Genomic DNA, 24,861 nt, shown 5'->3' on the forward strand with positions numbered 1-24,861 from the left:
CGAACGGCCTTCTTTGTTTTTTCTGAGAGTTACTCTATTGCTATAATACTAAATTCTACTCTTGATCGTCTTTATTATTTAGTTCATGTAGCGCTAATTTTTCATGGATTTCGGATTCCATGACTTGTACAAGATCGACTTCAAGCTTTTGCTGAGGTTGAGGATGGAACCATTGGATGTCTCCCTTGTGAACAAACCCTTTGTATTCCTCTCCCTGCACTTGCAGAGAGAATTGCTGACGCTCATGTGCAGTGTCTTCAAACATTGGTTTTATTTTAAGGCCTTGAATTTCTTTCGAAATTCCATAATGCCTCATTAATGAGTGTATGGTAGATTCAATTTTATCTACTTTACTCACACCAATCATTTGTTTCGGGTGAGGGTTAAGCCACAGAATCTCATCATTATGAAAATGTCCCTTGAATTCCTCACCGTCGACTTTAAAAGTGAACGCAAGTCGTTCATGCACACGATTCTCAAACAATGTTTCAACCTCGAAATCCTCAAGTAAAGGTTCAGCATTCTTATCTTCAGTCATATTGTATCTCCTCTTATGAAAGTTTATATTTAACCAATTTTCCTGTTATCGTACCATCCTGATTTACAAAATCAGTACAATAATGGAGTCATCTATTAATTGCCTATTATATAGGTTTTTATTTCGGATTGTCCAATTATATGGTCATAACAGGTGGGAATTCGGTCTTTCTTTGCATAATAGGACAATATGAACGTTGTATTAATATTTACGTAAAGAGCTTGGAGGACGATTATTCCACTTTTCGCTGATGATTGTATGACATTGGTTTAAGATTCGCTCGATGGTTTGGGTAGCGTTCGCTTGGATTCGTAGGCTAAATCCGGGTATCGCTAAATTTGAAATCCCAAATGAGAAATCTGATTCTTCAGATTGAATCGTTTCATACAACGCATCGAGGAGTGCATTATCCATTTGTTCACTAACTGCAATCATAGAGCCTAGATGTGTATAGCCTTCCATGAATCCGAGGCCAGATATATTCTGCTGCTTCGGTACTAACTTGATGTGGTCAAATACGCCAAGTTTACCGTCCCAGTAAATTTCTGTCACTAACTGAATGGTATCGTAACTGAATTTTTCTCCACTCGGAGACCAGCCAGGCGTGATAATATCTGTATACAGGAACGTTGCTCCACGCTCCATATGAACGATATTTTTCTGCTTATAGTGAGCATTTTCATAAGCAATCAACGGATCGGGAAGGTATTCCAAATAGCTACCTTTTTTCAAGTTGATTTCGGCTTCTTGATACGCATAACTTTTTGGTGTTTTATATACTTTTGTCGCCGATTGTGTAGTTAAAGTAACTTTAGATCCTACATCCGCTGAGATTTCCATTTTGTATCGATCGCCATCTAAATAACCGCCACCAGGATTAAGGAGGTAATAGCAGACCTGTCCCGAATCGTCAGCGTATATCGGCCGCATCACTTTGAATGCACCTTGAAAGTACACGCGTTTTGCAACGGTTTTCCCTAGTCGTTCTACTAAGTCTAAAGATAAAGATCCAGTCCAATCTGTCATATTACTCTAAACCTTTTAATAAAACATGCTGCCTAAGCCAGTTCATGACTTCAGGCAGGCCGGATTCATTTTTCAAGTTTGTGAAGAAGAAAGGTTTGTCACCACGGAATATTTTTGTGTCCTCCGCCATGACTTCGAGGCTGGCACCAACATATGGAGCAAGGTCGGTTTTATTAATGATGAACAAGTCAGATTTAATCATACCTTGTCCACCTTTACGAGGGATTTTCTCCCCTTGCGCAACATCAATAATATAAATGGAGAAGTCAACAAGCTCAGGGCTGAACGTAGCTGCAAGATTGTCGCCACCACTTTCAACAAAAATAAGTTCAACATCAGGGTGACGCTCAATCAATTGATCAATGGCAGCAAAGTTCATGGAAGCATCTTCACGGATGGCCGTGTGAGGACAACCACCTGTTTCTACACCGATGATCCGATCCTCAGGAAGAACCCCGTTTTGAACTAAAAATTTCGCGTCTTCTTTCGTGTAAATATCGTTTGTAACAACTGCCATTTTTATTTCATTCTCAAGATGGCGAGTCAATTTTTCTACAAGCATCGTTTTACCTGCGCCAACAGGTCCTCCAACACCGATTCTGATGGGATTCATGTAAACACTTCCTTTATAAAATTTCTGAAAATTAAGACATAAATATTCGTAAATGAACACGTTCGTGTTTCATTTGAGATAGTTCAATACCTGGAGACACCATTCCGAAATCATCATTCGCAAGTTCCATGATTCTATCTACAGCTTGGGTTAATTCGGGTATAGACTGATGAGTAATGGTTTGACCTGCCGTTTGTCCAAGAGGAATGGCGCGTACTGCATTTTGGACTTGACTGGAAATAGCAGAGTACAAATAGTAGAGGATCGTATCTTGTTTACTTACATTAAGCCCATGAGCTACCATCGAAAAAACAACAGCAGGGTGGCCAAAAGCTTTCTTACTTTTCACTTGTTCTCTATATTGAGAGAGTATGGGTAGACCGTATAGGGACTCTGTCAATTTAAGCATCCGATCCCCAATCATTTGAGTTCCTTCTCGTGTTTCCCTCGGTAAGTTCTGGACCGTTAATAGGTGATCCAGTCGCCAAGTCTCCTGTATATTCTCGTCTATTAGAGCTTCATACACGAGACGTGAGGCGAGCCCATCTGAATAGACGAGCTGCTCATGTAAATACACTTTCAACCAACCAAGAAATGTCTCCTGATTATGAACTTTATCTTCCTGGATATAACTCTCCAAGCCAAAAGAATGGCTGAAGGATCCTATAGGAAAGTTAGAGTCGCATAGCTGAAATAAAGAGAGGAGATTGTTATTCATGACTGTGGCCTATATGACGGAATGCCTGTTTAACTTTTCGATCCTCTCTTTTAAAAGGGATTCCAAGCTGTTGAAGTAATTCTTCAACTAAATAGTCATATTGAACCAACATATCATTGTCTTCAAATTGCGCTGGAAGATGGCGATTACCAAGCTGGTGAGCGATGGTTCCCATTTCTTTGATGCTTCTTGGTTGGATGATCAGAAGATCATCTGACATGACATCAATGACGATCATGTTGTGATCGTCCATGAATAATACATCACCTGCTACGAGATCACGAGGATCACTTAAGCGTATACCAAGTTCGTTGCCATGATCTGTTGTTACTCGTTGGATGCGCTTCATTAAATGCGCGCTTTCTAAGTACACTTTTTCAATATGGCGTTTTTCAATTTCACTCGTATCCATTTTTTCTAGGTTGGTTATAATTTTTTCAATGATCATTTTCTTTCACCTCAGAATAGGAAATATCGCTGACCCATCGGTACGATATCGACCGGATCACATGTCAGCAATTCACCATTTACTTTTACTTCATAAGTTTGTGGATCAACTGTAATATCAGGTGTTTCTGAATTTAACTTCATACTTTTCTTCGTTAGTGTACGAATTCCAACAACAGGCAGGATTATTTTTTCGAGTCCAAGTTTGTGGTGTACCCCAGCATCATAAGCTGCTTGCGATATGAAGGTTACGGAACTGCTTGCTAGCGCTTTGCCGAATTGAGCATACATAGGACGATAAATATATGGCTGTGGTGTTGGGATCGAGGCATTACCATCTCCCATTAACCCAATAACGGCAAGACCATTTTTAAGCACCATTTCTGGTTTTACGCCGAAAAACTTTGGGTTCCATAAAACTAAATCGGCCATTTTTCCAACTTCTATAGAACCTACATGTTCTGAAATGCCATGTGTGATGGCTGGGTTTATAGTGTATTTGGCGATATAGCGCTTCGCTCGGTTATTATCTGCATATTGGCTATCTCCTTCTAGGAGCCCACGTTGTTTTTTCATTTTGTCAGCTACTTGCCATGTGCGCAGAACGACTTCGCCTACACGGCCCATGGCTTGGGAATCCGAGCTTACCATACTAAATACACCCATATCGTGAAGGATATCTTCAGCTGCGATCGTTTCTTTTCTAATTCTAGAGTCTGCAAAAGCGATATCTTCGGGTACAGAAGGATTTAAATTATGGCAAACCATGACCATATCGAGGTGTTCGTCGATCGTATTAATCGTATAGGGTAGAGTAGGGTTCGTTGAAGAAGGTAGAATGTTCATGTAACCAGCTGATTTGATTAAATCAGGTGCATGGCCACCGCCTGCGCCTTCCGTATGATACATGTGAATAACTCGATCTTTTATAGCAGCCATCGTATTTTCCATAAAGCCACTTTCATTTAAAGTATCTGCGTGAAGGGCTACTTGAATGTCGTACTCATCTGCTACTTGCAGAGCGTAATCTAGGGATGAACCGGTAGCGCCCCAGTCTTCATGGACTTTTAAACCGATCACTCCAGCTCGGACTTGCTCGGCTAATGGTTCGATGGATGCAGCATGTCCTTTACCTGTAAATCCAATATTAATGGGTAGGCCTTCAGCGGCTTCAAGCATTCGGTGTATGTTCCATTCACCCGGGGTAACCGTCGTAGCTTTCGATCCTGCAGCAGGGCCTGTACCACCGCCGATTAATGTCGTTGTACCCGACGATAATGCGATTTCTACTTGTTTAGGGTTAATGAAATGTACATGGGTATCGATGGCACCTGCGGTTACAATTAAACCTTCTCCAGAGATGATTTCCGTGGAAGTACCGATGATAATATCGACATTATCTGTAATGAGAGGGTTTCCACTTTTACCAATTCCAAAAATTTTACCATCTCGAATCGCGAGATCCGCTTTGCAAATTCCTGTGTAATCTAAAATAATGACATTGGTTATGACGGTATCCGCTACACCATCTTTACGGGTTGCAAGAGGGTGCTGACCCATGCCGTCTCGGATCACTTTGCCTCCGCCAAAGACAACTTCTTCACCATAAGAAGTGTAGTCTTTCTCAATTTGAATAAACAAATCTGTATCGGCAAGGCGAATCGAATCACCTGTCGTTGGACCATACATATCAGCATACTGCTTTCGGGACATTCTAAAACTCATACGGAAACCTCGCTTTCTAATTTTCCATCGACTTTATTATTGAACCCGTAAACACGGCGTTCTCCTGAAAAGTTAATAAGCTGTATTTCCTTCCCGTCTCCGGGTTCAAAACGAACGGCAGCACCAGCAGGGACATTGAGCCGTTTGCCGTAAGCTTCTTTTCGATTGAATTGAAGCGCTTCATTTACTTCATAAAAATGAAAATGTGATCCGACTTGAATGGGGCGATCCCCTGTGTTAGTGACGGAAATTGTAAATATTTCGCGTCCCTCGTTACAAATAATGTCTTCGTCTTTTAAAATATATTCTCCCGGTATCATATAAGGCTCCTTTCTAGTTAGCGTATTGGGCTATGAACGGTCACTAATTTTGTTCCGTCTGGAAAGGTGGCTTCCACTTGAATATCATCAATCATTTCGGGTATCCCTTCCATGACATCATCTCGAGTCAGAATGGAGGCTCCGTACTCCATCAATTCGGCAACTCTTTTCCCGTCGCGCGCACCTTCTATTATTTCATAAGTGATAAGAGCGACAGCTTCGGGATGATTTAATTTTAAGCCCCTATCTTTCCGGCGCCTAGCTAGATCGGCTGCGACTACGATCATAAGCTTGTCGATTTCTCGCGGCAATAAATGCATAGTTAAATCCCCCTATAAAAATAGAAACGACAAGGACCCTCCATTCGAAAGAGAAAGGAGGGTCCTTGATTTGAAAAATATAAAGATTATTTATATAATTTCGCTTAAAGCCCGTTAATTAAACTTTCCCCATAAAGTACAGTAATAAAACCTCAACTAGGCTATCATAGCATAAATGAAATCCAAAGTGAAGATTAGAAGGTGAACTATTCAAAAAGGGATGCCAATGATGGCATCCCTTTTTGAATGGATTTTAAAATTGTCTAAGAGAAGTGGATCTCTTTGCCTAGCTTGCTCGACTCGTAAATCCCACATAAAATCTTCATCATTTCCACACCGTCCTCCACGGGACTAAGCGTAGTCTTTGTGCCCTGGCAGACTTCAATGAAATAATTGATCTCATCCTGGAATCCTGCTGTAAAGTCAAAGGATAGGTCATTAATCTGAGGCGTGCTATTGAGAATGGTGTCATGCTTCTCTGTGATGATCGTCAGTTCAGGCTCCAGTTCCACGCCGCCTTGCTCCCCATACAGCTTGACCGTTAATTCATCCTGCTTGGCATGAAGGGTGAAGCTGACGTCTACTAGGAGGGAAGCTCCGTTATCAAACCGGATGAGCGCATTGGCCATGTCCTCCACGGTATTGTGCTCCGCGTTGTAATCTGTCGCTTTGTAGAACTTCAGGTTTTGGACATTAGAACGGTTTCCGAGCTTCTTGTACGTATTACCGCTAATGGATGCTACTTTGGGCCGACCCATGAGGTACCAGCATAGATCAATGACATGCACGCCAACATCAATCAGAGGACCGCCACCGGAACGCTCGACGTCCGAGAACCAGCCTCCCGGATTGCCCAATTTTCGAATGCAAGAGGCCTTGGCATAGTAGATGGGACCGATATCGCCGCCTTCAATGAAGGCTTTGACGATGCGTGTATTTGATGCGTATCTGCGGACGAATCCGACCTGGAGCGTCTTGCCAGAAGCATGAACTGCTTCCTCCACGGCAAGCGCCTCCTCCACGTTTTTACAGAGCGGTTTTTCCACCAATACATGTTTGCCCGCTTGCAGGGCAGCGATACTAATCTCCGCATGCGAATTATTCCAAGTACAGATACTGATAGCATCAATCTCGGGATTCAGTAGCAGATCGTTATAGTCGGAATAGACGTGAGGAATATTGTATTTCTCGGCTTTGGCCTGAGCACGTTCAACCTGTAGATCACAGACGGCATGCAGGATAGCCTCAGGATGATTATGATAGGATTGTAGATGCAGCTCCGAGATGCTCCCGGCACCAATAACTCCTATTCGTATACTTTTACTCATCGTTATCACCTCATAAATGTAATTGTTTAGACGGCGTGAATGGAAGGCCATGAGAGTTCGATGCCTTCTTGAATCAATCTGTTCTGAAAGCTGACGAGTTCTGTCTCGCTACTGCGAACATCACTTGGTGTGATACCACGGTCGAGGCAATAGCTGGCACAATAACCTGCTGCCTCTCCAATGTTCCATTCCACCGGATGCAACCTGTAGCAGCCATTGGTAATATGGGTCACACCAATGTTCTTGGCTGCCGCGAGTACATTGCTCATCCGTTTGGGTATTAGGCTACCAAGTGGGATTTGGAAGGGAAGAGAAGAGATATCAATGTAGGATTGCCCGCCCGTACTTGGGTGAAGATCAATGCGGTAACAGCCAATACCAACAGAATCGTGGAAGGTTTCGGCATGGCCATCGATGCGGCAGGCAGTGGCCACATGCTGTTCAAGAACCGTAAATTCAGCCTGAATTCTCCTAGATTCACGGATATAGGGATACATTGCCATGCCATCGGTTGTACCTACTACGTCGGGTCGCAGTCGCAATCCGGGATAGCCCTCTCTGCCGTCCGGTCGTGGTGCCGCGGTCTGCAACCAGTACAGCAGGGAAAGGCTGAGTTGCTTGGCCTGATACAGATGAGATGCCCGCTCTTCTTCACTGACATCAATGATAGAACCGAGCCAATAATCATTTTGCGGCCAATTCACTAACGATATGGAGCTTGGGAACGTACCTGGACGAAAGTGCTGATGATCCACTATTTGACGGTATAGATACAAGGAGAATTTGTCGGTATCCGCAAATAGCTCATATTGAGTTGGTTCCATAGTAGAAGGCTTTATTCCACTTAGACTGAGCAACTGGTCCGGCCAGAAGTCAGGCTTATAATTCCGCCAAAATTCATAATTCTCCGGTTTGGTAATCGTGTGATCTTCGCCACCAAGGTAATCCATGGCAAAGCAGTAGGTGAAACCCTGCATGTTCATAGGTTGGGCAGGACCCTCTAACGCATGAGGCTCGCCGGTCTGGGAGGTCGATTCCGCCCCTGTCACATACTCGATTCCAGCCAAGGGAAGCAAATCACCGCACTCCGTGGCATCGATATAGAAGGGAGCGAGCAGGATCTGTTGCTCATCTGTATCCAAGCACTTCACTGTAACTGAGCTGATCTGATCGCCTACAGTCTCCGCTTTCTTAATCACATGACGATGCAAAATCTGCAACTGGCCACTGTGAATATAGGGAGCTAGCATGCCATGCAGGACGGCTAAAGCTGTTCGTGGCTCATGAGAGATACGACTGACGATACCGCTTCCAGGATTCAGATGAGAGATGGCCCTTGCTTCATGGGTTAGAGGGAAATGCTGCCGATAATATTGACGCACTCCCTCACGGAATTGCCTGTAGCTAGCAGTGCAGCCAAATGACTCGATCCAGGGATGTTCATCAGGTGGCACGGCCTGACTCGTCAATTGACCACCAATCCATAGGGTCTCTTCCGTCATGATAACGATTTTCCCCGATTTTACCGCTGCTAATGCAGCCGCAGCGCCACCAGTACCTCCTCCGAGAATGATAATATCTGCGTGCAGTTCTCGTTTCATCCCGCAAATCTCCTTATAGTTTTCTTTTGATTATTTAATGGAGTTGAAATACGTGAAGCTATCGCGTATCCCTTGAGCCTCACTGCCCACGCCTTCATATTCGAGGACATAAGCCCCCTGATAACCATATTCAAGTAAGCGGTCTACTATTTTCTTGATCTCCACATCGCCACTACCCAATGCAATTCCTTCGTACGCCTTTCCAGAAAGGGACTTATACCGTCCATTCGGTTCAAGATAGAAATCCTTGAGATGGACATGACCGATAACAGGAAGCAGTACTGCCAGAGCTTGTGTCGGGTGCTCATCAACCAAGAGAAAGTTGCCAGTATCGAAGGTAGAACGAAGATTGGCAGAACCGATACGGTCGATGATGGTCTGTATCTGCACACCGCTGCCGGCAAGCTTGCCATGATTCTCTAAACCAAGCAAGATGCCGCAAGGCTCTGCTTGCCTGGCAGCCTCTGATAACCCGTCCACAATCCAATTCAACGCCATCTCATAGGTGATGTTTCCACTCAGATCACCGGAAAATACTCGAATGATCGTGGTGCCGAGTGCCTTGGCAATCGGGTAAGCCTCGGTGATTCGAGTCAAGGCGGCTGAACGCTCTTGGGCCGATTCGTTCACAAAATCATTGGCGACGGCGTAGCTTACAACCGTTATTTTATGTTCTTGGATGTAACTTATCACTTGTGGGAGTTCCAGCTCCACATCTTTCCAGAACACGTCTAACAGCTCCACATGTTTAATTTCTTCCTCTGTACAGAAGGATAGGAAATTCATAACGGTCCAGTCCTTCTCCCTTACTGTTCGATGAACGCTCCACATGCTCAATGATAATTCCATGCTGTCATTCCTCCATTTCAGATTCAAATCATGATTAGGATCTTTTTAACTATCCTCATTGTAGAAGCTGCCAGGAGGTAAGGGTAGGGTAGAGGGATGACCATTTATGGTAAAATGATGCGCTATTATGAAAGACTGGTCTTACATTTTGATATCATTCATCCGTTAAGGACCGGCTAGAACGACCTCATAGGATTGATGTTATTGAATGGAAGAAGGGGATAGATTCCTTACGTCGAATTATCGTGTTTAAGAAAGCGAGGTATTCAGATCGGCTGTTTGCAGCTCACCATTTGGAAGGAGAGAAGAATATGCAAAAAAATAAGGTTCGAACTAGTAACTCGGCTACAGGAGTAAGGAGACCTGGAATCAAGCCAATGCAGTGGAAAATCTTATTGTCTTCCATTCTCACAGCCACCTTATTCTATTTGTGTACAGGCTGCGAGTTATCTAGCCATAGGGAAGTGAATAACAGTATTACATCGGACAGGCCTGAGATATCCATTGTAATAAATAACCTCGGAATGACCTTTCCTTCGGGGATGGATGAGAACGACAATCCCTATCTGAATTATATTGAGAACATGAACGGATTAGAAATTAAGGTGAACACACCGTCTCCGGAAGTGTATGAGGAGAAGCTGGATGTCATCATGACGTCTGGTAATTTGCCTGATTTGCTTCATACGTATGACCCTGTATGGTTTGACCAGTATACGAAGCAGAAAGCTTTTATTCCTCTAGACGATCTGATTAGTCAATTCGGTCCGCATCTCATGGAGAAAATTCCAGATGAGGTGTGGGACAGAGTGCGATATAACGGCAAAGTCTATGCCATCCCCAGCTTGAATGAGGTCGTTGGCAATGAAATTATGTACGCCCGTAAGGATTGGCTGGATCGATTGGGTTTGAAGCCCCCAGTTACACTGGAAGAATATTACGAAGTCATCAAGGCTTTTACCTTGGATGATCCTGACGGTAACGGAAAAGATGATACCTTGGGGCTTATCCTGATGACGAACATGGGTCGTTCTGCTCCATTTTTCGGTGCTTTCGGAACACAGTTGGATACCTGGTTCGAGAGGGATGGACGGTTGATAAACGGGAGCATCATGCCGGAAACAAAGAAGGCGCTTACTTACTTGGCCCGATTATATCAGGAGCATCTGCTCGATCGTGAATTCCCACTGAATCTGCATAACAATCTGTATGAGAAGGTTGAGAACGGAAAGGTGGGGCTGTTCTCAGCAACCTGGTTTGACACCCGTGGTCCTATTGCTGCGAATCGGAAGAAAGATCCAAACGCGGAATGGATTTCTCTAGCGTATCCTACAGGTCCCAATGGTGAAAAGGGTGTGAAAAACGTGGATGTTATACGTGGTTATAACGTGATACCTGTTGGAACGCAGTATCCGGAACGGGTTATCAAAATGTTGGATTTCATAGCTGCTGATTATAAGAACTTGAAGTTGGGCTTCGAGAATGAAATCTGGACGATGAAGAATGGGCGCATGGTAACAGATTTCGATATGCATGACAAGCACCTGTACAGAGGCATTTATCAATCTTTAGTGGACGTACCGGACCCTGTGTTGTTTAAGGAGCGGCTGAACTCGCTGGGTGATTTTCATCTATTTGATAACCTGCAGACGATTGGAGAGAATCTCATAATAAATGAGTTTTACGGTGTTCCCACGCCTGCCATGAGTCAATATGACAAACAGCTGAGCGACCTGCAGAATGTGCTGACCAAAATCATTATGGGAATCGAGCCTTTGGATGCCTTTGACCAATATGTGGAGGAGTGGAAGCAGCAGGGAGGAGATGAAATAACTAAAGAGGTGAACGAGTGGTACAGCAAGCATAAGGATGGTGGAGGGGGTTCATATGAGTAAGCTACTGCGCTGGATTTCAGAACGCTTCTCCAAAAATATTCAGATTCGGCTTACTGGCTATTTCCTGCTCATACTTCTCCCGCTGGTTGTCGTCAGTTTGTTTGCGATTGAGAAATCTCGGGATATTCTCTATGAACTAGCGGTCGAGCGGACGCAGGTGGCACTATCCTCAACGATGGATTATATTGATTTGGCACTTCAGAACGTGGAGGAAATCTCGACAGTGATTGCTGCGGATCCCAGTATCATTGATCTGTTGAATAAGAATGGTTCGAACCTGCCACCGGAAGCTATCGTCGATTTCTCCCTTATTCTCAAGCAGTTATCGAATTTGAATTCCGTCAATCGATTTCTGTCCCAAATTTCTGTCTATCACCAATCCACCCATATGCTCATATCCACCGATTTTGGAGGACGTCGGATTACCTCAGAACCGCAACAGGAATGGCTAGTTGAGGCCTCCCGAGCCAACGGGACAGGGCTACGCTATATGCTGGCTGATACACAGGTTGCCGGGGGGACAACGCTTGGTACCATGCTGAATACGGATAGTTTATCCCTGGCGCGTGCTATGGATTTATACAATACAGACCGCCAATCCAATCTATTGATTATGACCTTTAATAAGAATAAGTTGCTGAGCGTAATCAAGACTCTGCTCCCATCAGCAAGCACTCGGATAACGTTGCTTAATGAGAGGGGCGAGGTAGTGGTGGGAACAGATCCAAGAGGTAATACGGAGGAGCAGCCTATATCTGATAATGAAATGGCGGTCACAATTGACTCGGAGTACTCACTCTGGAGACTTACCCTGGTCCAGCCGAAGAAAGAACTGTACGAGGAGACCGATCAGTTGCGCATGTTTACCTATACGATTATTGCTATTAGCATACTGCTGGCTGTTGGTACCTCATGGGTAGTCTACAGCGGAATAGCATCACCCGTACACAAGCTTTCCCGCGGAATGAAGCAGCTCAGCAACGGTAAATTGAATACTAGGCTGGAGAATAAACGGAAGGATGAATTTGGATTTCTGATTGATTCATTCAACCAGATGGCCATGTATCAGAAGCATCTGATCGAGGATCATTATGAGCAGCAGCTGCGAATGACCACCACGGAGCTTAAATTTTTGCAATCTCAGATTAACCCACACTTTTTGTATAATACACTAGATTCCATCTACTGGATGGCTAAAAATTACGATGCTGAGGAAATCAGCGAGATGGTGATGAACTTATCAAAGTTTTTCCGCTTGAGCTTGAATAAGGGCGAGGAAGTATTTCCCATCCAGGAAAGTCTTGCCCATCTGCATTACTACATTCGGATACAGCAGCTGCGTTTCCTTGACAATTTCATGGTGGAATATCAGATTACGGAAGAGAGTAAACCGGTTCTCATACTAAAGCTGATGCTTCAACCTCTGGTAGAAAATGCTATATTACACGGCATGGAGGGACGGATCAGTGGCGGTCTACTGAGCATCTCGAGTTGGATCGACAACAATCAAATGGTTCATATCCGCGTAAAGGATAATGGGCTAGGGATGGAGGGGGAGAGGCTTCATTATATCCAGAATGAATTGAAACAGATGGGGATGCGTAGCTTTCCCTCCCTCTCTCAGGATGAGGAAATCGTCAAGGATTTGTTCGGTCTGCGCAATGTGTATACCAGAATGAGACTGTATTATGGCAAGCAGTCGGATATGACAATCAGCAGTGTACAGGGAGAAGGGACCATGGTCACGCTGTCCATACCTCTTGATCATTGCAGGGAGAACTTGCAGCATCAGCTAGGCCATATCACGAGCTAACGGAAAGGGGAAAACCGAAATGAATTTGATGATCGTTGAGGATGAACCGCGTTTGCGTAATGCACTGGGACATAACATACCATGGGAGGATCATGGGATTGAGTTGATAGGATTAGCATCCAACGGGCTGGAGGCGTTGCAACTGATAGAGCACAAGAAGCCTGATATCATGATTATTGATGTGCAGATGCCGGAGATGGATGGACTAACCCTCGTTCGTAAGCTCCATGAACAGCAGGAAATGAAGTCTTTTATGAAGATGATTATATTGAGCGGGCACGATAATTTCACCTTTGCGCAGGATGCGATGGAGCATGGGGTTTTTCGATATTTGCTCAAGCCGGCAGGTGAAGAAGAGATTGTGGAGGCGGTCCTTGAAGCTAGACAGCAGCTTAGAAAAGAACTGGAGCAGTGGCAGAGCAAGGCGGCATTGGAGCAGAAATGGAAGGATCATCTACCTAATCTGCAGAATAACTTTTTTCAACATTGGGTCAATGAGAAGTTTAACAACTGGGAAGTATTGAAAATTAGTAAAGATCTCTACATCGATCTAAAAGAGGATGACCAGATCGCAGTAGCCGTTGTGGGTCTTGATCCGATTCCGGATAACGACAACCGATTCAGCTCCCAAGACATGCTACTGTTGCAATTCACGATGCAATGCATGGCTAAAGAATTATTATTCCACCCCTCCTGTTGGGTTAGTACGGATGCCAATCAACAGCTAATGCTTGTATTCATCATGGAGGCAGGACAGCCTCCTAAGGAATCGATGCTCTTCATCAATTCGCTAGTGGTCAAGCTCTTGTCCCAGACGAAGTTGGTGCTCAAGCTTACAGCAAGTGCCGGGATCTGCTCTTCCACAGGGAACCTGGAGGAAATGGGTCGGCTATACGTGCAAGCTTACAGAGCGCTGCAAGAGCGGATGGTATACGGGCCTGACATTGCCATTCCTTATCGGGAGGTACCTAAGCAAAGTCAGCAACATTTATTTGCCCAGCAAAGATTGGAGAAGATGCTTGAGATCGCTCTGGAAACCGCAGATGAGGAGAAGGCGCTGGAGGCGTTGTCTGGATTGTGGGAGGAAGGGGTTAAGCAGTCCGAATCGGCAGATGAAGTTCATGAAGTGGTGCTGTATCTGAGTAGTCTATTTATTCGAATCATTCAGAAACAAGGCTGGATGGTCAAGAATGTAGTTGAGGAGGACATTATTTATTTTCAGAATGTGAAACTGCTCAATACTCAGGTGCAAACTTGGTCATGGCTGATGCGAACGGTCAAGCATATTACCACCTTCATGCAGAACCAGCGGCGAACGACCAGCAACCAGGTGGTCAAAGAGATTCTGACGATATTGGATTTGGAGATGGATCAGGAGATAACGCTTCACACTGTTGCAGACCGCTTATATGTCAATTCGTCTTATTTGAGTCGGCTGTTCAAGCAGGAGATGGGGGTCGCCTTCTCCGCTTATGTGTTGGATCGTAAGATGGAACGGGCCAAAACGATATTACTGGAGGGCTTAAAGGTATATGACGCTGCTCGCATGGTTGGTTACCGTGATGTCAGTTATTTCACCAAAGTATTTCGAAAATATTGGGGTGTGAACCCTGGTGAATGCAAGCCATAATCGCATAACTCTCAACCTGAGCTACTCTTCAATAGAGAGCTTCAGGTTTTTTTTGCTTTCTGACACTCAGCGACAGTTCATATCTCAGAAACTAAACATCAAAATACCAGAAATAGTAATGACACTCACCTACTCATCGATATGATTTGAGTCTAATATTTTAAGTAATAAATATGACACTACTACTTTTAGAGGGGGAACGATATGAAGCCTGCGATGAATAAGCTGCCACCATCCAATCCCCGCCAAAGCTATATGAAGCAGCTTTGGTCGGATATATGGCGGGAATGGGATTTATATTTACTACTAGTTCCTGGCATTTTGTTTATCCTGCTGTTTAAGTACACGCCCATGTACGGCATTATTATTGCTTTTAAGGATTTTAATATTTTTACTGGTTTTGCAGATAGTCCTTGGGTAGGTGGTAAGCATTTTGCGAAATTATTTACCTCGCCTGATTTTGCGCTTGTCTTCATGAATACAGTCATCATCAGTTTTCTGAAAATAGCTATTTTGTTCCCATTGCCTATCATCATCGCATTAATGTTAAATGAAATGCGGCACATGCTCTTTAAACGAACGATTCAGACGGTCATCTATCTCCCGCATTTCTTATCATGGGTTATTGTTAGCGGACTATTCATCGATCTTCTATCAACGAATGACGGACTTGTAAACAAGTTCTTGATTGCTATGAATCTAGAGTCGGTCTCATTTTTCCTCGATAACAGCGTCTTCCGCAGTGTTCTAATTACTTCAGCAGGGTGGAAGGAGACCGGATGGAGCACTATAGTCTATCTGGCGGCCTTTACGACCATTGACCCTGCGCTCTTTGAGGCATCCAAAATCGATGGAGCTGGCAGGTTGAAGCAGTTATGGCATATCACGCTACCGGGGATCGCACCAATTATTATCCTGATGTTCATTCTACGGTTGGGAAGCATTCTGGAGGCTGGTACCGAGCAAATTCTCGTGATGTACAATCCAGTCGTGTATAAAGTTTCAGATGTTATAGGCACCTACGTATATCGGATGGGGCTTGGTAATCAGGATTACAGCTTCACAACGGCAGTTGGCATGTTTGAAGCTGTTATTTCATTCACGCTCGTCATCACGGGTAATGCCTTGAGTAGAAAATATCTGCAACGTGGAATCTGGTAATAGGAAGGAGGAATTCACATGAGTATTCATCTAGCAGTTAAACAGAAGTGGGCAGCGGGCACTAAAGGAGAGTTTAAAAGTTCAGTGGGAGAAAAGGTATACACCGTCTTTAACTATACTTTTTTTACCTTGATGGGGATCACTACGCTGTTTCCCTTCATCAATCTGATTGCCAAGTCCTTCAGCAGCGAAGAGGCCGTAATATCGGGTAGGGTGGGATTGCTGCCTGTAGGATTCCAGTTTGGTACCTACGGATATGTGCTGCAGGATGCGATGTTTCTTAATTCATTGAAGATATCTATCCTTTTGACCTTTATCGGAACGTTGCTTAGTCTTCTGCTGACAACGATGACAGCTTATCCGTTATCGAAGGTCAGGCTCAGGGGGAGAAAAGGGCTGCTTCTGATGTTTATCTTCACTATGTTGTTCAGCGGAGGGTTAATTCCTACCTATTTGCTGATGAGCAACTTGAATCTGGTCAACACGCTCCCGGTATTGTTTCTGCCCGGTATGGTGAATGTATTTAATATGCTAATTCTCAAAAACTATTTTGAAGGACTGCCTGATTCGCTGGAGGAATCAGCTAAGCTGGACGGAGCCGGTAACATCCGGATCTTGATCTCAATCGTCTTACCGCTGTCGATGCCAGTGCTTGCTACTATTGCATTATTCTTTGCTGTAGCCTTCTGGAATGATTACTTTGCCTCAATGATCTACATTACGGATCCGGGATTGAAGCCGTTGCAGCTGTATCTGAAGGAGTTATTTGTGGCTTCAGGTGGAGAATTTCTCAAGGATAATGTGGACGCTGCACTGAATACGACTCCCCAATCTATTCAGGCGTCTTCTATTCTGCTGGCCACGATTCCCATACTGTGTGTCTATCCTTTTCTACAGAAGTATTTCGTAAAAGGTGTTCTGGTGGGGTCAGTCAAGGGTTGATTCAGATAGCTTAAAGGATGGTGATGCTCTCAATTTTTTCGTAATTGTGAGGTAAGTCCGCTCTTATTATTTTTTTCTTGAATCCGTTTGTAATTCAATCTATTCATTCTAGGAGGTCGAGCATGATGAAGAAAATAGCGCGCATTGCCCTTGCTCTGGGATTAAGCTTAGCCGTTGGTGGCTGTAGCAGCGGGACTGCGAATACAGGCTCAAATAATCAAGGAGGCAATGAAAGCCAGGATGAAGGTACCAAACCAGCTCTCCGCATGATTATGCAGTACGGTCTGTTCGACCCGAACAAAGAATTCACGAGCAAATATATTCAAGAAAAAACTGGGTATGAAATCAAATATGAGATGCTACCCGCTGAAAATGCTGATGAAAAACTGAACTTGCTGGTTGCCAACAAAGAAAGCTTTGATCTGATGAAGCTTAATGCGGCACAGTTCTACAACCTCGCCACAGCGGGTGCCCTTGAACCGATCGACGAACTGCTTAAAGCGCATGGGGACAATATCAATCAGGCGATCAAGCCCGATTCATGGGGCAGCGCAACGATTGACGGGAAGGTCTACGCGTTACCGGAGACAGGAGCAGGTGTCAGTATAGGGGAGGAACTGGTTGTCAGACAAGATTGGTTGGATGAACTTGGGCTCAAGATACCTACTAATCCTGATGAGCTTTATTCCGTTCTCAAGATAATCAAGGAGAAGAAAGGCATTATCCCGCTTACAGGTAGTAGAGATTCCATCTATGGGGATATTGCTGCTGCCTTCGGGGTGCTTACGGATTGGAAGGAAGTAGACGGAAAGCTTGTACACAAAGCTGAGCAGCCGGAGATGAAGGCGTTTCTGGAATATATGATCAAACTGTATAGTGAGGGTTTACTGGATACAGAAATGCCTATCAATACAGCACCCAAAGCGATCGAGAAATTCTCTAGTGGCAAAGCTGCAATCTACAAATTAGCATGGTGGAATGCGGGCAGTACGATTAGTGCACTCAGCAAAAATTTCCCCGATGCGAAAGTATCTGTCATTCCTTACTTAAGAGGTAAGGATGGTAAAGCGACTATTGGCGCGGTGGCTAATACGACCTGGTTCATCGCGATTCCTAAAGCCTCCAAGCACAAAGAGGATGCCATGAAGCTATTGAACGCAAAGTTGGAGCTAGAGACGTTCAAAGGGATGGCGATCGGTACAGAAGGGATACATCATGAGGTGAAGGATGGGAAGTATTATCCTATATTGCCCAAATTCAATGATGAACTGAATAATGCTAGTGCCTTCATGACGGGTGTTGATGAAGAGAAATATCCTACGTATTGGCAAGCACGTGTACGTAAAGATCCTGTGCTTCAAGCCTATTATGAGGAGTTTCAGAAAAATTCGGAAGGAATCATTATAGTGGACCCTATGTCATTGGCGCCACCTATCGAGGCGGTGTCCAAAAACACGCTGAAACTAAACAAGCTGCTAGATGATAACGTATTGAAGTTTATTGCTGGATCGGAGCCGCTGGCCTCCTATGAGCAGTTTCTGGCTCAATGGCATGCTGAGGGTGGTACTGATATGGTGCGTGCTGCCAATGAATGGTATGCAACGACAAAATAATAAGCTTATCGGAGAACCATTGAATGCAGGTTAGATCATAACGTTTGAAGCTATACGAAAGGTATAATGTAAGAAAGCTGTTGTCGCTATTCGACAACAGCTTTTTTTCCAACTTATCGGCTCGTGAATTCGGAGCCATTCATACGTTAAATGATTCTTCACGCTGTTGACGTCGTTATCTGTATCCTCGTAACGTTGGGTTATTTCTTACTATTCACATCCCAGAGACGAAGTCACCGACTTCACAATGCGAAGGTCTCTGCTTGAGGAATCAAGGTCAGGTGTAACTTTATCTTGCTTATTTACATAATAACCAATAATTGAAACAAAACTAATCAACCTTGTTGTCGTACCAATACATGAACTTATCAACCAACGAGGTGATGACAACATGACGAAAAAGAAGGGCGCAATGCTACTTCTAATACTTACATCTATGCTCTATTCAGCCCCAGTTCATGCGAAAACGACACCTCAGACGCCGGTTACGGCCATCTATCTGGATGACCGTAAGCTTCAATTTGAAGTCCAACCGTTGCTCATAAACGATACGGTGCTCGTGCCGATGCGCAAGGTATTTGAAGATCAGGGAGCCAAGATTTCCTGGAATAGCGAAACCAACACAGTGAAGGCAACCAAGGGAGATATGGTGCTAACCTACCACATTGGGGAGCGGACAGCCTATAAAAATGGTCAACCGCTAAGGCTGACCGTTCCTGGCCAAATTAGTGGCGGTTATACGATGATGCCGCTTCGCTTTGTAAGTGATGCTCTAGGTAGCACTGTGAAGTGGGACGCTAATACGCGGACGGTCCGTATCTTCTCCTCTACAATCGAATTCGATACGAAGATTCTTTATGGGGTCAATCTGCGAAGTCAGCCGGATTCCACAAATGATTCCATCATCCGAGAAATGCTGCCCGCAGGCGAGAAGATTCATGTTATTCAGGAAGTTAGTGCTTTGTGGTTAGAAGTGCGAACTCGTGACAACAAGACTGGATACATATCGGCGAAGCCCAAATATAGCGATTATACTAGCGCGTCACTTGTTGATCGACAAGCGGATGAGCTGATCGCTTATGGAGAGAAGTTCCTGAAAAGACCATATGAATTCGGCGCTTCAACGGATCAGACCCTTACATTTGACTGTTCTTCTTTTGTCAGTCGCCTGTTTAAGGACAAGCTGTCGATCGATCTTCCACGTGTATCCTATAACCAAGCCAAAGAGGGCAAGAAAGTTGGGATTAACGAACTGCGTAAAGGGGACTTGTTGTTCTTCAGTGCACGCGGGCTCGACATTGGCCACGTTGCGATCTATGTGGGGAATAATCGGATATTACATACGTATTCAAAGGAACTTGGAGTTCATTATGAAACGTTAGATGCCACATGGATGAAACGTTTTGTGACGGCTCGCAGGCTATTTTAGATAAGGCACTAATGAGTACATCCACACTCGTTTGGTTTTTTTAGGCGAAGTTGGAGTCGTTGGATCTGTTGGTGTACTGCTTCCCACAATTGACGACATCAGGTTTAAAGGTTGAATGTGCACGTCCGTCGATGCCATGAGAAATAAAAACTCCAAGCCACTTGTGGGCTTGGAGTTTTTGCGTTTGTACGGAATGTACGGATACTATAATGGCAGGTCACGTTTGCGAAATAGAACAATGGCTAGGCCGAACGATACCAATCCGATGACGGAGATGTATCTCAACCAATCGATCTTTTCGCCAATATTTCCAAGATGGCTAAAGTTTCGCAAGTGACGATCTATAACTATTTTGGAAGCCAGTGTATCAAAATTTCACCCAAACACTTACTCTTAATGAGAAATAGTGAGCCTCTTGTGACATGTTGACGTCCCTTTCCCAATGAATATCGGAATCATCATGGAAATCATCTTACAATCTAGAAATGTGTTTGCAGCATTACAAGATATTAAACTTGAGATCCAAGCAGGTGAATTTATCGGTATTATGGGACCCGTTGGAGCCGATAAAACAACGTTGGGTTTATGTATGGCTTACTTCATCTACTGCAAGAACAATAGGAGATGATTGAGATCGTTATGGGTATGAGAAAATGGAAATGGTTTGTACATACAGTCATGGTAAAATAGAAAAGTAGCAGCAATACTCTTACCTTAAGCCGCTTGAACGTCAGGAATACATTAACGTTAGACGAAACCTCTGTATTGACTGAAACAATAAAATATAAATCTGGAGGATTTAATGAAAGAAAAAACAATAACAATATCAATTGATGAAGTAAAGTTTCAGCTGAAGCGTTATCATGATTTTCAATGGTTAAGAAATCTTGGAAACGTCTTTACTGTTTTCAGCGAACAAGATTCTGGTAATATTTGTTTTGGTGTAGAATGTGATGGAAAGAAGAAATTCGTTAAATACGCTGGTGCACCTACAAAGGAGTATAATGGAGATCCAAAAAAGGCAATTGAACGCCTTATACAAGCAATTCCACTTTATAAGGAACTTCATCATCCTGGTCTAATTGAATTAATAGGTCACTTTGAAGTTAAATCTGGTTATGTAGCAATTTTTGAATGGTTTGATGGAGAATGTCTACACTCTCATTGGTCGTTCGCAGGATGGAATAAATATAATCATCCCGATTCTCCATTTTATCGTTATAAGAGTTTGCCACTTCAAAGACGATTAGAATCATTTGAAATTATCTTAGCATTTCATCAGCTTATAGAATCAAAAGGATATGTTGCAATTGATTTTTATGATGGAAGTATTCTTTATAATTTTAAAGACAATACAACAAAAATATGTGATATTGATTTTTATAGAAAGCGACCAACATTTAATGATATTGGTCAGAACTTTTGGGGTTCCTCACGTTCGAAGTCACCAGAAGAATATCAATTACATGCAGCTATTGATGAACGCACAAATGTATTCAACATGGGAGCAATTGCATTTGGATTATTTGGTGGAGAACTTGATCGTTCATTTTCTTTATGGGATGCTGGAGACCAATTATATAATGTCGCACTTCGTGCAGTTGAAAATGAGAGAGAAAAACGTTATTCATCTGTTTTAGAATTTTATATGGAATGGAAAAAGGCAAGAGTTTACGTGGCAGAGCCACCCGGACCTATGGTCCTTTAGCCGTTTGGACGTCGGTAATATGGGTACGTTAGACGAAATGACCTTAAAGAGAGGAATGGACCAATGACTTTTCCAGTACTTGAAACCGAAAGGTTGATTCTCCGACAATTGCGTCTAGAAGATGCAGTTGATTTATATGACTATTTTTCAAATGATGAAGTAACAGAGTTCTACGATTTAGATAGTTTCTCAGAACTGAAACAAGCAGAAGACCTAATAAAGATTTGGAATGAGAGATATATAAACTTACAAGGATACAGATGGGGAATAACTCTTAAAACTGAAGATCGAATTATCGGAAGTTGTGGATTTCATAAATGTTCAAAGAAGCATTTTAAGGCTGAAATCGGATATGAATTAACACCTGAATACTGGCATAAGGGAATAATGACCGAAGTGATAGGTGCTGTAATCAAATATGGATTTGATGAACTTGAATTAAACCGAATAGAAGCAGTAATACATCGTGACAATGTCAATTCAAGAAAGCTATTAGAGAAATCAGGATTCAATGAAGAGGGATTATTAATGGAATATTTTTATGAGAAGCAAAGGTTTGTTGATGCTGTAATCTTTTCAAACTTGAAGAAGGATTATAAGAACGTCTAAATGTAATTCAATGGCAAAGGTCACTTCGTCTAACAATACATTCTTGCTTCGTCGCGTTCGCTCTTTGGTCGCCGAGAGGGATTTCGGAGAAGTTAATTCAAGTGACACATTCAAGCGACTAAGTCTGACGATCCGTTCCCTTTGTCACTTAAACCGCTTGAACGTCAGGATTGTCAAACGTTAGACGAAACTACTGAAGAGTACTGTTTATGAGGAATGGATCAAGATGTTATAACAACATAAAATGGAATAATACGTATCGAACTATATATTTTTAGATAGTATGGAGGGGTATGTGTGATATATTCAACAGGTCAAAGCTTTAAAGAAGATATTGGTAATAGTCTGAATTTAGTTTATTTTTGGGGACCTCAGTGCAGTGTGTGTAAAATACTTAAACCTGTGATCGAAGAACTAGATAAAGAAGATCAAATAAATATTGTAAGTTTTAAATGGTAAACCCATCGACAAATTGAATGGTTTTCAGACAAAAGAAGCATTGCATGCTTTTATTAATAAGTACTTAGAAATATGATCTTAGGAATTAACTACTTTTATATATATAATCTAGTCATGTCTTAGATATACACTTGAATTATGGTACTAACATCAAGGAGAAGATTGTGATTATTTCACCATAGCTTCGTCTAACAGAGCATTCATACTGCTGGGATTCACCCTTGATAACCAAGAAGAATATCAAAGTAGCGGATTCAGGTGATACATTCAACCGGCTAAGTCTATCGACCCGTTTCCTTTAGTCACTTAAGCCGCTCTGCCAAACGTTATACGTAAGAACCTATGAAAAATAAAGAACAGGGGGAGATCTTCCATGGTCAAACATCAATTAATTCTTGATGTAGCGGGTGTAATAATAACAAACCTTTCCCCAACATTTTGGCATGAAATCGCTGAATTAACATCTGTCCCTTATGAAACCTTAAGATCACAATTCAAACAAGAAATGCGTGAAAACCTCTGGACAGGCAAGATAAGTGAAAAAGAGTTTTGGAATTGGCTAAATAAACAATGCCCAGCAACAGAAATACACACTGCACAATCAATCATGTTGAAACATCTTAGTTACCTTCCTGCAATTAATTATATACCTACCTGGAGTAAAGTAGCTGATATTCACCTGCTTAGTAATCATCGTAAAGAATGGTTAGAGCCTCTGTTAGTTCCAATAAAGAAATATGTAAAGAGCATAACAATCTCAAGTTCCGTTGGAGTGTGTAAACCCAATCCTCAAATATATGAGATGGTACAAACAAAACTAGAAGTTACACAACAAGTTTTGTTTGTAGATGATCAGGATAAAAACTTCAAACCTGCACAAGATTTATTTTGGAGTACACTCCTAGCAGATAAGAATGGAACATGGATAGAAAAAGTAAAAGGAATATTAAGTAGTGATTAAAGACATTGCAGGATGTTCAAAGTAGAGGTTCCTTCGTATAACAATGTTCTTCAGCATCGTCGCATTCGCTCCTTGGTCGTCTAGAGTGGTTTTTCGGAGAAGTGATATCAAGCGACACAACCAATCAGCTAAATGGCGAAGCCACCCGGACCTTCGGTCCTTAAGCCGATTGGACGTCAGAAATACGCAACGTTATTTGCAATTGGGCAACAGATACAACAGTGAATGTATAGTCAATTTGGAGGTGTAAATATGATAACAGAGTTAAACAAACAAGAATTTTATAAGGTAAGGCATATCACTGATCAGTGTAATAATATTGAGGTAAGAGCGGTGATAAATGGAATTAACCCTGGTTGGGTCTATGTAGATCATCCAACAGAGATTACAGCAGCTTTAATCTGGACTCGTGGTCAGGCAGGTTTTCAAGTTGTTGGAGATTCTCAGAACAAACATTTTCTGAATGGGTTGGAAGCATACATGACAAATTATATAGAACCCAAACTAAAGAAACTAAATATAAATTGGGTTGAAATTAGCGGAGAAAATGAAAGTTGGGCTGAGACGATCCAAGCGATATTTAATAAGCGTAATATTTCGAATGATATACAACATGTGTTTAAACTTAAGGGGGATATGGAATCAAGTGAATTCCAAGATGAGAATATAACTATTCAAAGAATAGATAGGGAACTATTGAAGTCTAGAAGATTTGGAAACCAATCGTTTTTAGAGGATAAGATTTCTCATTTCTGGGATACCATAGATGATTTCGCACAACATGGTTTTGGGTATATTGCTAGCCATAACAATGACGTAGTGAGTTTGTGTATTTCTGCATTTGTTGCTGATCAAACACATGCCATTGATATAGAAACGTTAGAAGGATATAGAAGAAGAAATTATGGTGCATCAGTAGCTAGGGCATTTGTAGAAGAATGTAAACTCAATGGGATAAACCCTTACTGGGATTGTTCTCCTGAAAACACGGGCTCGATTCGGTTGGCGAAGAGTGTTGGAATGTCTCTTTGTTTTAACTATAAGATATTCTGGTATAACCTAATGTAATAGTTCTGTTGTACGATATTTGAAGATGGCCCAACAGCATATAACACTTTGTTCCAGCTTCGCGGCTGTCGCCGCTCGATCTGCCAGA

Annotated in this window: 24 protein-coding genes; 13 read left to right on the top strand and 11 right to left on the bottom strand. The window is 42.8% G+C overall.

The window, feature by feature from the left end; genetic code table 11:
* Positions 1–55: 55 nt before the first annotated feature.
* From ACP8HI_RS08610 to ACP8HI_RS08660, 11 genes are all read right to left on the bottom strand, one after another.
* The gene (locus tag ACP8HI_RS08610) at positions 56–538 is read right to left on the bottom strand and encodes a hypothetical protein (RefSeq protein ID WP_438350686.1); all 483 of its coding nucleotides are present in this window, start codon (positions 536–538) and stop codon (positions 56–58) included.
* Between the two features lie 201 nt (positions 539–739).
* Positions 740–1,564, bottom strand: coding sequence for an urease accessory protein UreD (locus ACP8HI_RS08615; RefSeq protein ID WP_438350687.1), 825 nt, complete (start codon positions 1,562–1,564; stop codon positions 740–742).
* Between the two features lies 1 nt (position 1,565).
* Positions 1,566–2,177 carry an urease accessory protein UreG gene (gene ureG, locus ACP8HI_RS08620; protein ID WP_438350688.1) on the bottom strand — a complete coding sequence of 204 codons (612 nt, stop codon included), beginning with the start codon at positions 2,175–2,177 and terminating at the stop codon, positions 1,566–1,568.
* 31 nt (positions 2,178–2,208) lie between these two features.
* Positions 2,209–2,895 carry an urease accessory protein UreF gene (locus ACP8HI_RS08625; protein ID WP_438350689.1) on the bottom strand — a complete coding sequence of 229 codons (687 nt, stop codon included), beginning with the start codon at positions 2,893–2,895 and terminating at the stop codon, positions 2,209–2,211.
* A complete protein-coding gene (ureE, locus tag ACP8HI_RS08630; protein ID WP_438350690.1) occupies positions 2,888–3,343 on the bottom strand; it encodes an urease accessory protein UreE in 456 nt (151 codons plus the stop codon). The genes ACP8HI_RS08625 and ureE overlap by 8 nt, the downstream gene beginning before the upstream one ends.
* 11 nt (positions 3,344–3,354) lie before the next feature.
* Positions 3,355–5,067, bottom strand: coding sequence for an urease subunit alpha (gene ureC, locus ACP8HI_RS08635; protein WP_438350691.1), 1,713 nt, complete (start codon positions 5,065–5,067; stop codon positions 3,355–3,357).
* Positions 5,064–5,387 carry an urease subunit beta gene (locus ACP8HI_RS08640; RefSeq protein WP_438350692.1) on the bottom strand — a complete coding sequence of 108 codons (324 nt, stop codon included), beginning with the start codon at positions 5,385–5,387 and terminating at the stop codon, positions 5,064–5,066. The genes ureC and ACP8HI_RS08640 overlap by 4 nt, the downstream gene beginning before the upstream one ends.
* A 17-nt stretch (positions 5,388–5,404) precedes the next feature.
* The gene (locus ACP8HI_RS08645; protein ID WP_036651925.1) at positions 5,405–5,707 is read right to left on the bottom strand and encodes an urease subunit gamma; all 303 of its coding nucleotides are present in this window, start codon (positions 5,705–5,707) and stop codon (positions 5,405–5,407) included.
* A gap of 263 nt (positions 5,708–5,970) precedes the next feature.
* Positions 5,971–7,035 carry a Gfo/Idh/MocA family protein gene (locus tag ACP8HI_RS08650; RefSeq protein WP_438350693.1) on the bottom strand — a complete coding sequence of 355 codons (1,065 nt, stop codon included), beginning with the start codon at positions 7,033–7,035 and terminating at the stop codon, positions 5,971–5,973.
* Positions 7,036–7,061: 26 nt separating this feature from the next.
* Positions 7,062–8,636 carry an FAD-dependent oxidoreductase gene (locus ACP8HI_RS08655; protein ID WP_438350694.1) on the bottom strand — a complete coding sequence of 525 codons (1,575 nt, stop codon included), beginning with the start codon at positions 8,634–8,636 and terminating at the stop codon, positions 7,062–7,064.
* A 30-nt stretch (positions 8,637–8,666) separates the two neighbouring features.
* Positions 8,667–9,485, bottom strand: coding sequence for a sugar phosphate isomerase/epimerase family protein (locus ACP8HI_RS08660; protein ID WP_438350695.1), 819 nt, complete (start codon positions 9,483–9,485; stop codon positions 8,667–8,669).
* A 311-nt stretch (positions 9,486–9,796) separates the two neighbouring features.
* Between ACP8HI_RS08660 and ACP8HI_RS08665 the strand changes: the two genes are divergently transcribed.
* From ACP8HI_RS08665 to ACP8HI_RS08725, 13 genes are all read left to right on the top strand, one after another.
* Complete coding sequence (locus ACP8HI_RS08665) at positions 9,797–11,380, top strand: extracellular solute-binding protein (protein ID WP_438350696.1); 1,584 nt, start codon at positions 9,797–9,799, stop codon at positions 11,378–11,380.
* Positions 11,373–13,193, top strand: a complete 1,821-nt coding sequence (locus tag ACP8HI_RS08670; RefSeq protein ID WP_438350697.1) for a sensor histidine kinase — start codon at positions 11,373–11,375, stop codon at positions 13,191–13,193. The genes ACP8HI_RS08665 and ACP8HI_RS08670 overlap by 8 nt, the downstream gene beginning before the upstream one ends.
* Before the next feature lie 19 nt (positions 13,194–13,212).
* Complete coding sequence (locus tag ACP8HI_RS08675; protein WP_438350698.1) at positions 13,213–14,823, top strand: response regulator transcription factor; 1,611 nt, start codon at positions 13,213–13,215, stop codon at positions 14,821–14,823.
* A gap of 204 nt (positions 14,824–15,027) precedes the next feature.
* Positions 15,028–15,984 carry an ABC transporter permease gene (locus ACP8HI_RS08680; RefSeq protein ID WP_438350699.1) on the top strand — a complete coding sequence of 319 codons (957 nt, stop codon included), beginning with the start codon at positions 15,028–15,030 and terminating at the stop codon, positions 15,982–15,984.
* 18 nt (positions 15,985–16,002) lie between these two features.
* Positions 16,003–16,926, top strand: a complete 924-nt coding sequence (locus tag ACP8HI_RS08685; RefSeq protein ID WP_438350700.1) for a carbohydrate ABC transporter permease — start codon at positions 16,003–16,005, stop codon at positions 16,924–16,926.
* A 122-nt stretch (positions 16,927–17,048) separates the two neighbouring features.
* On the top strand, positions 17,049–18,539 hold the full coding sequence (locus ACP8HI_RS08690) for an extracellular solute-binding protein (RefSeq protein ID WP_438350701.1): 1,491 nt from the start codon (positions 17,049–17,051) through the stop codon (positions 18,537–18,539).
* A 391-nt stretch (positions 18,540–18,930) separates the two neighbouring features.
* Positions 18,931–19,968 (top strand): stalk domain-containing protein, encoded by a 1,038-nt coding sequence (locus ACP8HI_RS08695; RefSeq protein WP_438350702.1) that lies wholly within the window; start codon positions 18,931–18,933, stop codon positions 19,966–19,968.
* Positions 19,969–20,410: 442 nt separating this feature from the next.
* The gene (locus tag ACP8HI_RS08700) at positions 20,411–20,596 is read left to right on the top strand and encodes a hypothetical protein (protein WP_438352011.1); all 186 of its coding nucleotides are present in this window, start codon (positions 20,411–20,413) and stop codon (positions 20,594–20,596) included.
* A gap of 174 nt (positions 20,597–20,770) precedes the next feature.
* The gene (locus ACP8HI_RS08705) at positions 20,771–21,676 is read left to right on the top strand and encodes a serine/threonine protein kinase (RefSeq protein WP_438350703.1); all 906 of its coding nucleotides are present in this window, start codon (positions 20,771–20,773) and stop codon (positions 21,674–21,676) included.
* 63 nt (positions 21,677–21,739) lie between these two features.
* Positions 21,740–22,285 (top strand): GNAT family N-acetyltransferase, encoded by a 546-nt coding sequence (locus tag ACP8HI_RS08710; RefSeq protein ID WP_438350704.1) that lies wholly within the window; start codon positions 21,740–21,742, stop codon positions 22,283–22,285.
* A 297-nt stretch (positions 22,286–22,582) separates the two neighbouring features.
* A complete protein-coding gene (locus ACP8HI_RS08715) occupies positions 22,583–22,744 on the top strand; it encodes a thioredoxin domain-containing protein (protein ID WP_438350705.1) in 162 nt (53 codons plus the stop codon).
* Between the two features lie 373 nt (positions 22,745–23,117).
* Positions 23,118–23,705 (top strand): HAD-IA family hydrolase, encoded by a 588-nt coding sequence (locus ACP8HI_RS08720; protein WP_438350706.1) that lies wholly within the window; start codon positions 23,118–23,120, stop codon positions 23,703–23,705.
* Between the two features lie 225 nt (positions 23,706–23,930).
* A complete protein-coding gene (locus ACP8HI_RS08725; protein ID WP_438350707.1) occupies positions 23,931–24,773 on the top strand; it encodes a GNAT family N-acetyltransferase in 843 nt (280 codons plus the stop codon).
* Positions 24,774–24,861 lie beyond the last annotated feature (88 nt).

Source organism: Paenibacillus sp. FA6, from assembly GCF_051550225.1.
In the GTDB taxonomy this organism is placed as follows: Bacteria; Bacillota; Bacilli; order Paenibacillales; family Paenibacillaceae; genus Paenibacillus_AQ.

Coding starts and splice junctions, on each gene's coding strand:
- ACP8HI_RS08610 (WP_438350686.1), bottom strand. CDS start 538: ATGACTGAAGATAAGAATGCTGAACCTTTACTTGAGGATTTCGAGGTT.
- ACP8HI_RS08615 (WP_438350687.1), bottom strand. CDS start 1,564: ATGACAGATTGGACTGGATCTTTATCTTTAGACTTAGTAGAACGACTA.
- ureG (WP_438350688.1), bottom strand. CDS start 2,177: ATGAATCCCATCAGAATCGGTGTTGGAGGACCTGTTGGCGCAGGTAAA.
- ACP8HI_RS08625 (WP_438350689.1), bottom strand. CDS start 2,895: ATGAATAACAATCTCCTCTCTTTATTTCAGCTATGCGACTCTAACTTT.
- ureE (WP_438350690.1), bottom strand. CDS start 3,343: ATGATCATTGAAAAAATTATAACCAACCTAGAAAAAATGGATACGAGT.
- ureC (WP_438350691.1), bottom strand. CDS start 5,067: ATGAGTTTTAGAATGTCCCGAAAGCAGTATGCTGATATGTATGGTCCA.
- ACP8HI_RS08640 (WP_438350692.1), bottom strand. CDS start 5,387: ATGATACCGGGAGAATATATTTTAAAAGACGAAGACATTATTTGTAAC.
- ACP8HI_RS08645 (WP_036651925.1), bottom strand. CDS start 5,707: ATGCATTTATTGCCGCGAGAAATCGACAAGCTTATGATCGTAGTCGCA.
- ACP8HI_RS08650 (WP_438350693.1), bottom strand. CDS start 7,035: ATGAGTAAAAGTATACGAATAGGAGTTATTGGTGCCGGGAGCATCTCG.
- ACP8HI_RS08655 (WP_438350694.1), bottom strand. CDS start 8,636: ATGAAACGAGAACTGCACGCAGATATTATCATTCTCGGAGGAGGTACT.
- ACP8HI_RS08660 (WP_438350695.1), bottom strand. CDS start 9,485: ATGGAATTATCATTGAGCATGTGGAGCGTTCATCGAACAGTAAGGGAG.
- ACP8HI_RS08665 (WP_438350696.1), top strand. CDS start 9,797: ATGCAAAAAAATAAGGTTCGAACTAGTAACTCGGCTACAGGAGTAAGG.
- ACP8HI_RS08670 (WP_438350697.1), top strand. CDS start 11,373: ATGAGTAAGCTACTGCGCTGGATTTCAGAACGCTTCTCCAAAAATATT.
- ACP8HI_RS08675 (WP_438350698.1), top strand. CDS start 13,213: ATGAATTTGATGATCGTTGAGGATGAACCGCGTTTGCGTAATGCACTG.
- ACP8HI_RS08680 (WP_438350699.1), top strand. CDS start 15,028: ATGAAGCCTGCGATGAATAAGCTGCCACCATCCAATCCCCGCCAAAGC.
- ACP8HI_RS08685 (WP_438350700.1), top strand. CDS start 16,003: ATGAGTATTCATCTAGCAGTTAAACAGAAGTGGGCAGCGGGCACTAAA.
- ACP8HI_RS08690 (WP_438350701.1), top strand. CDS start 17,049: ATGATGAAGAAAATAGCGCGCATTGCCCTTGCTCTGGGATTAAGCTTA.
- ACP8HI_RS08695 (WP_438350702.1), top strand. CDS start 18,931: ATGACGAAAAAGAAGGGCGCAATGCTACTTCTAATACTTACATCTATG.
- ACP8HI_RS08700 (WP_438352011.1), top strand. CDS start 20,411: ATGAATATCGGAATCATCATGGAAATCATCTTACAATCTAGAAATGTG.
- ACP8HI_RS08705 (WP_438350703.1), top strand. CDS start 20,771: ATGAAAGAAAAAACAATAACAATATCAATTGATGAAGTAAAGTTTCAG.
- ACP8HI_RS08710 (WP_438350704.1), top strand. CDS start 21,740: ATGACTTTTCCAGTACTTGAAACCGAAAGGTTGATTCTCCGACAATTG.
- ACP8HI_RS08720 (WP_438350706.1), top strand. CDS start 23,118: ATGGTCAAACATCAATTAATTCTTGATGTAGCGGGTGTAATAATAACA.
- ACP8HI_RS08725 (WP_438350707.1), top strand. CDS start 23,931: ATGTATAGTCAATTTGGAGGTGTAAATATGATAACAGAGTTAAACAAA.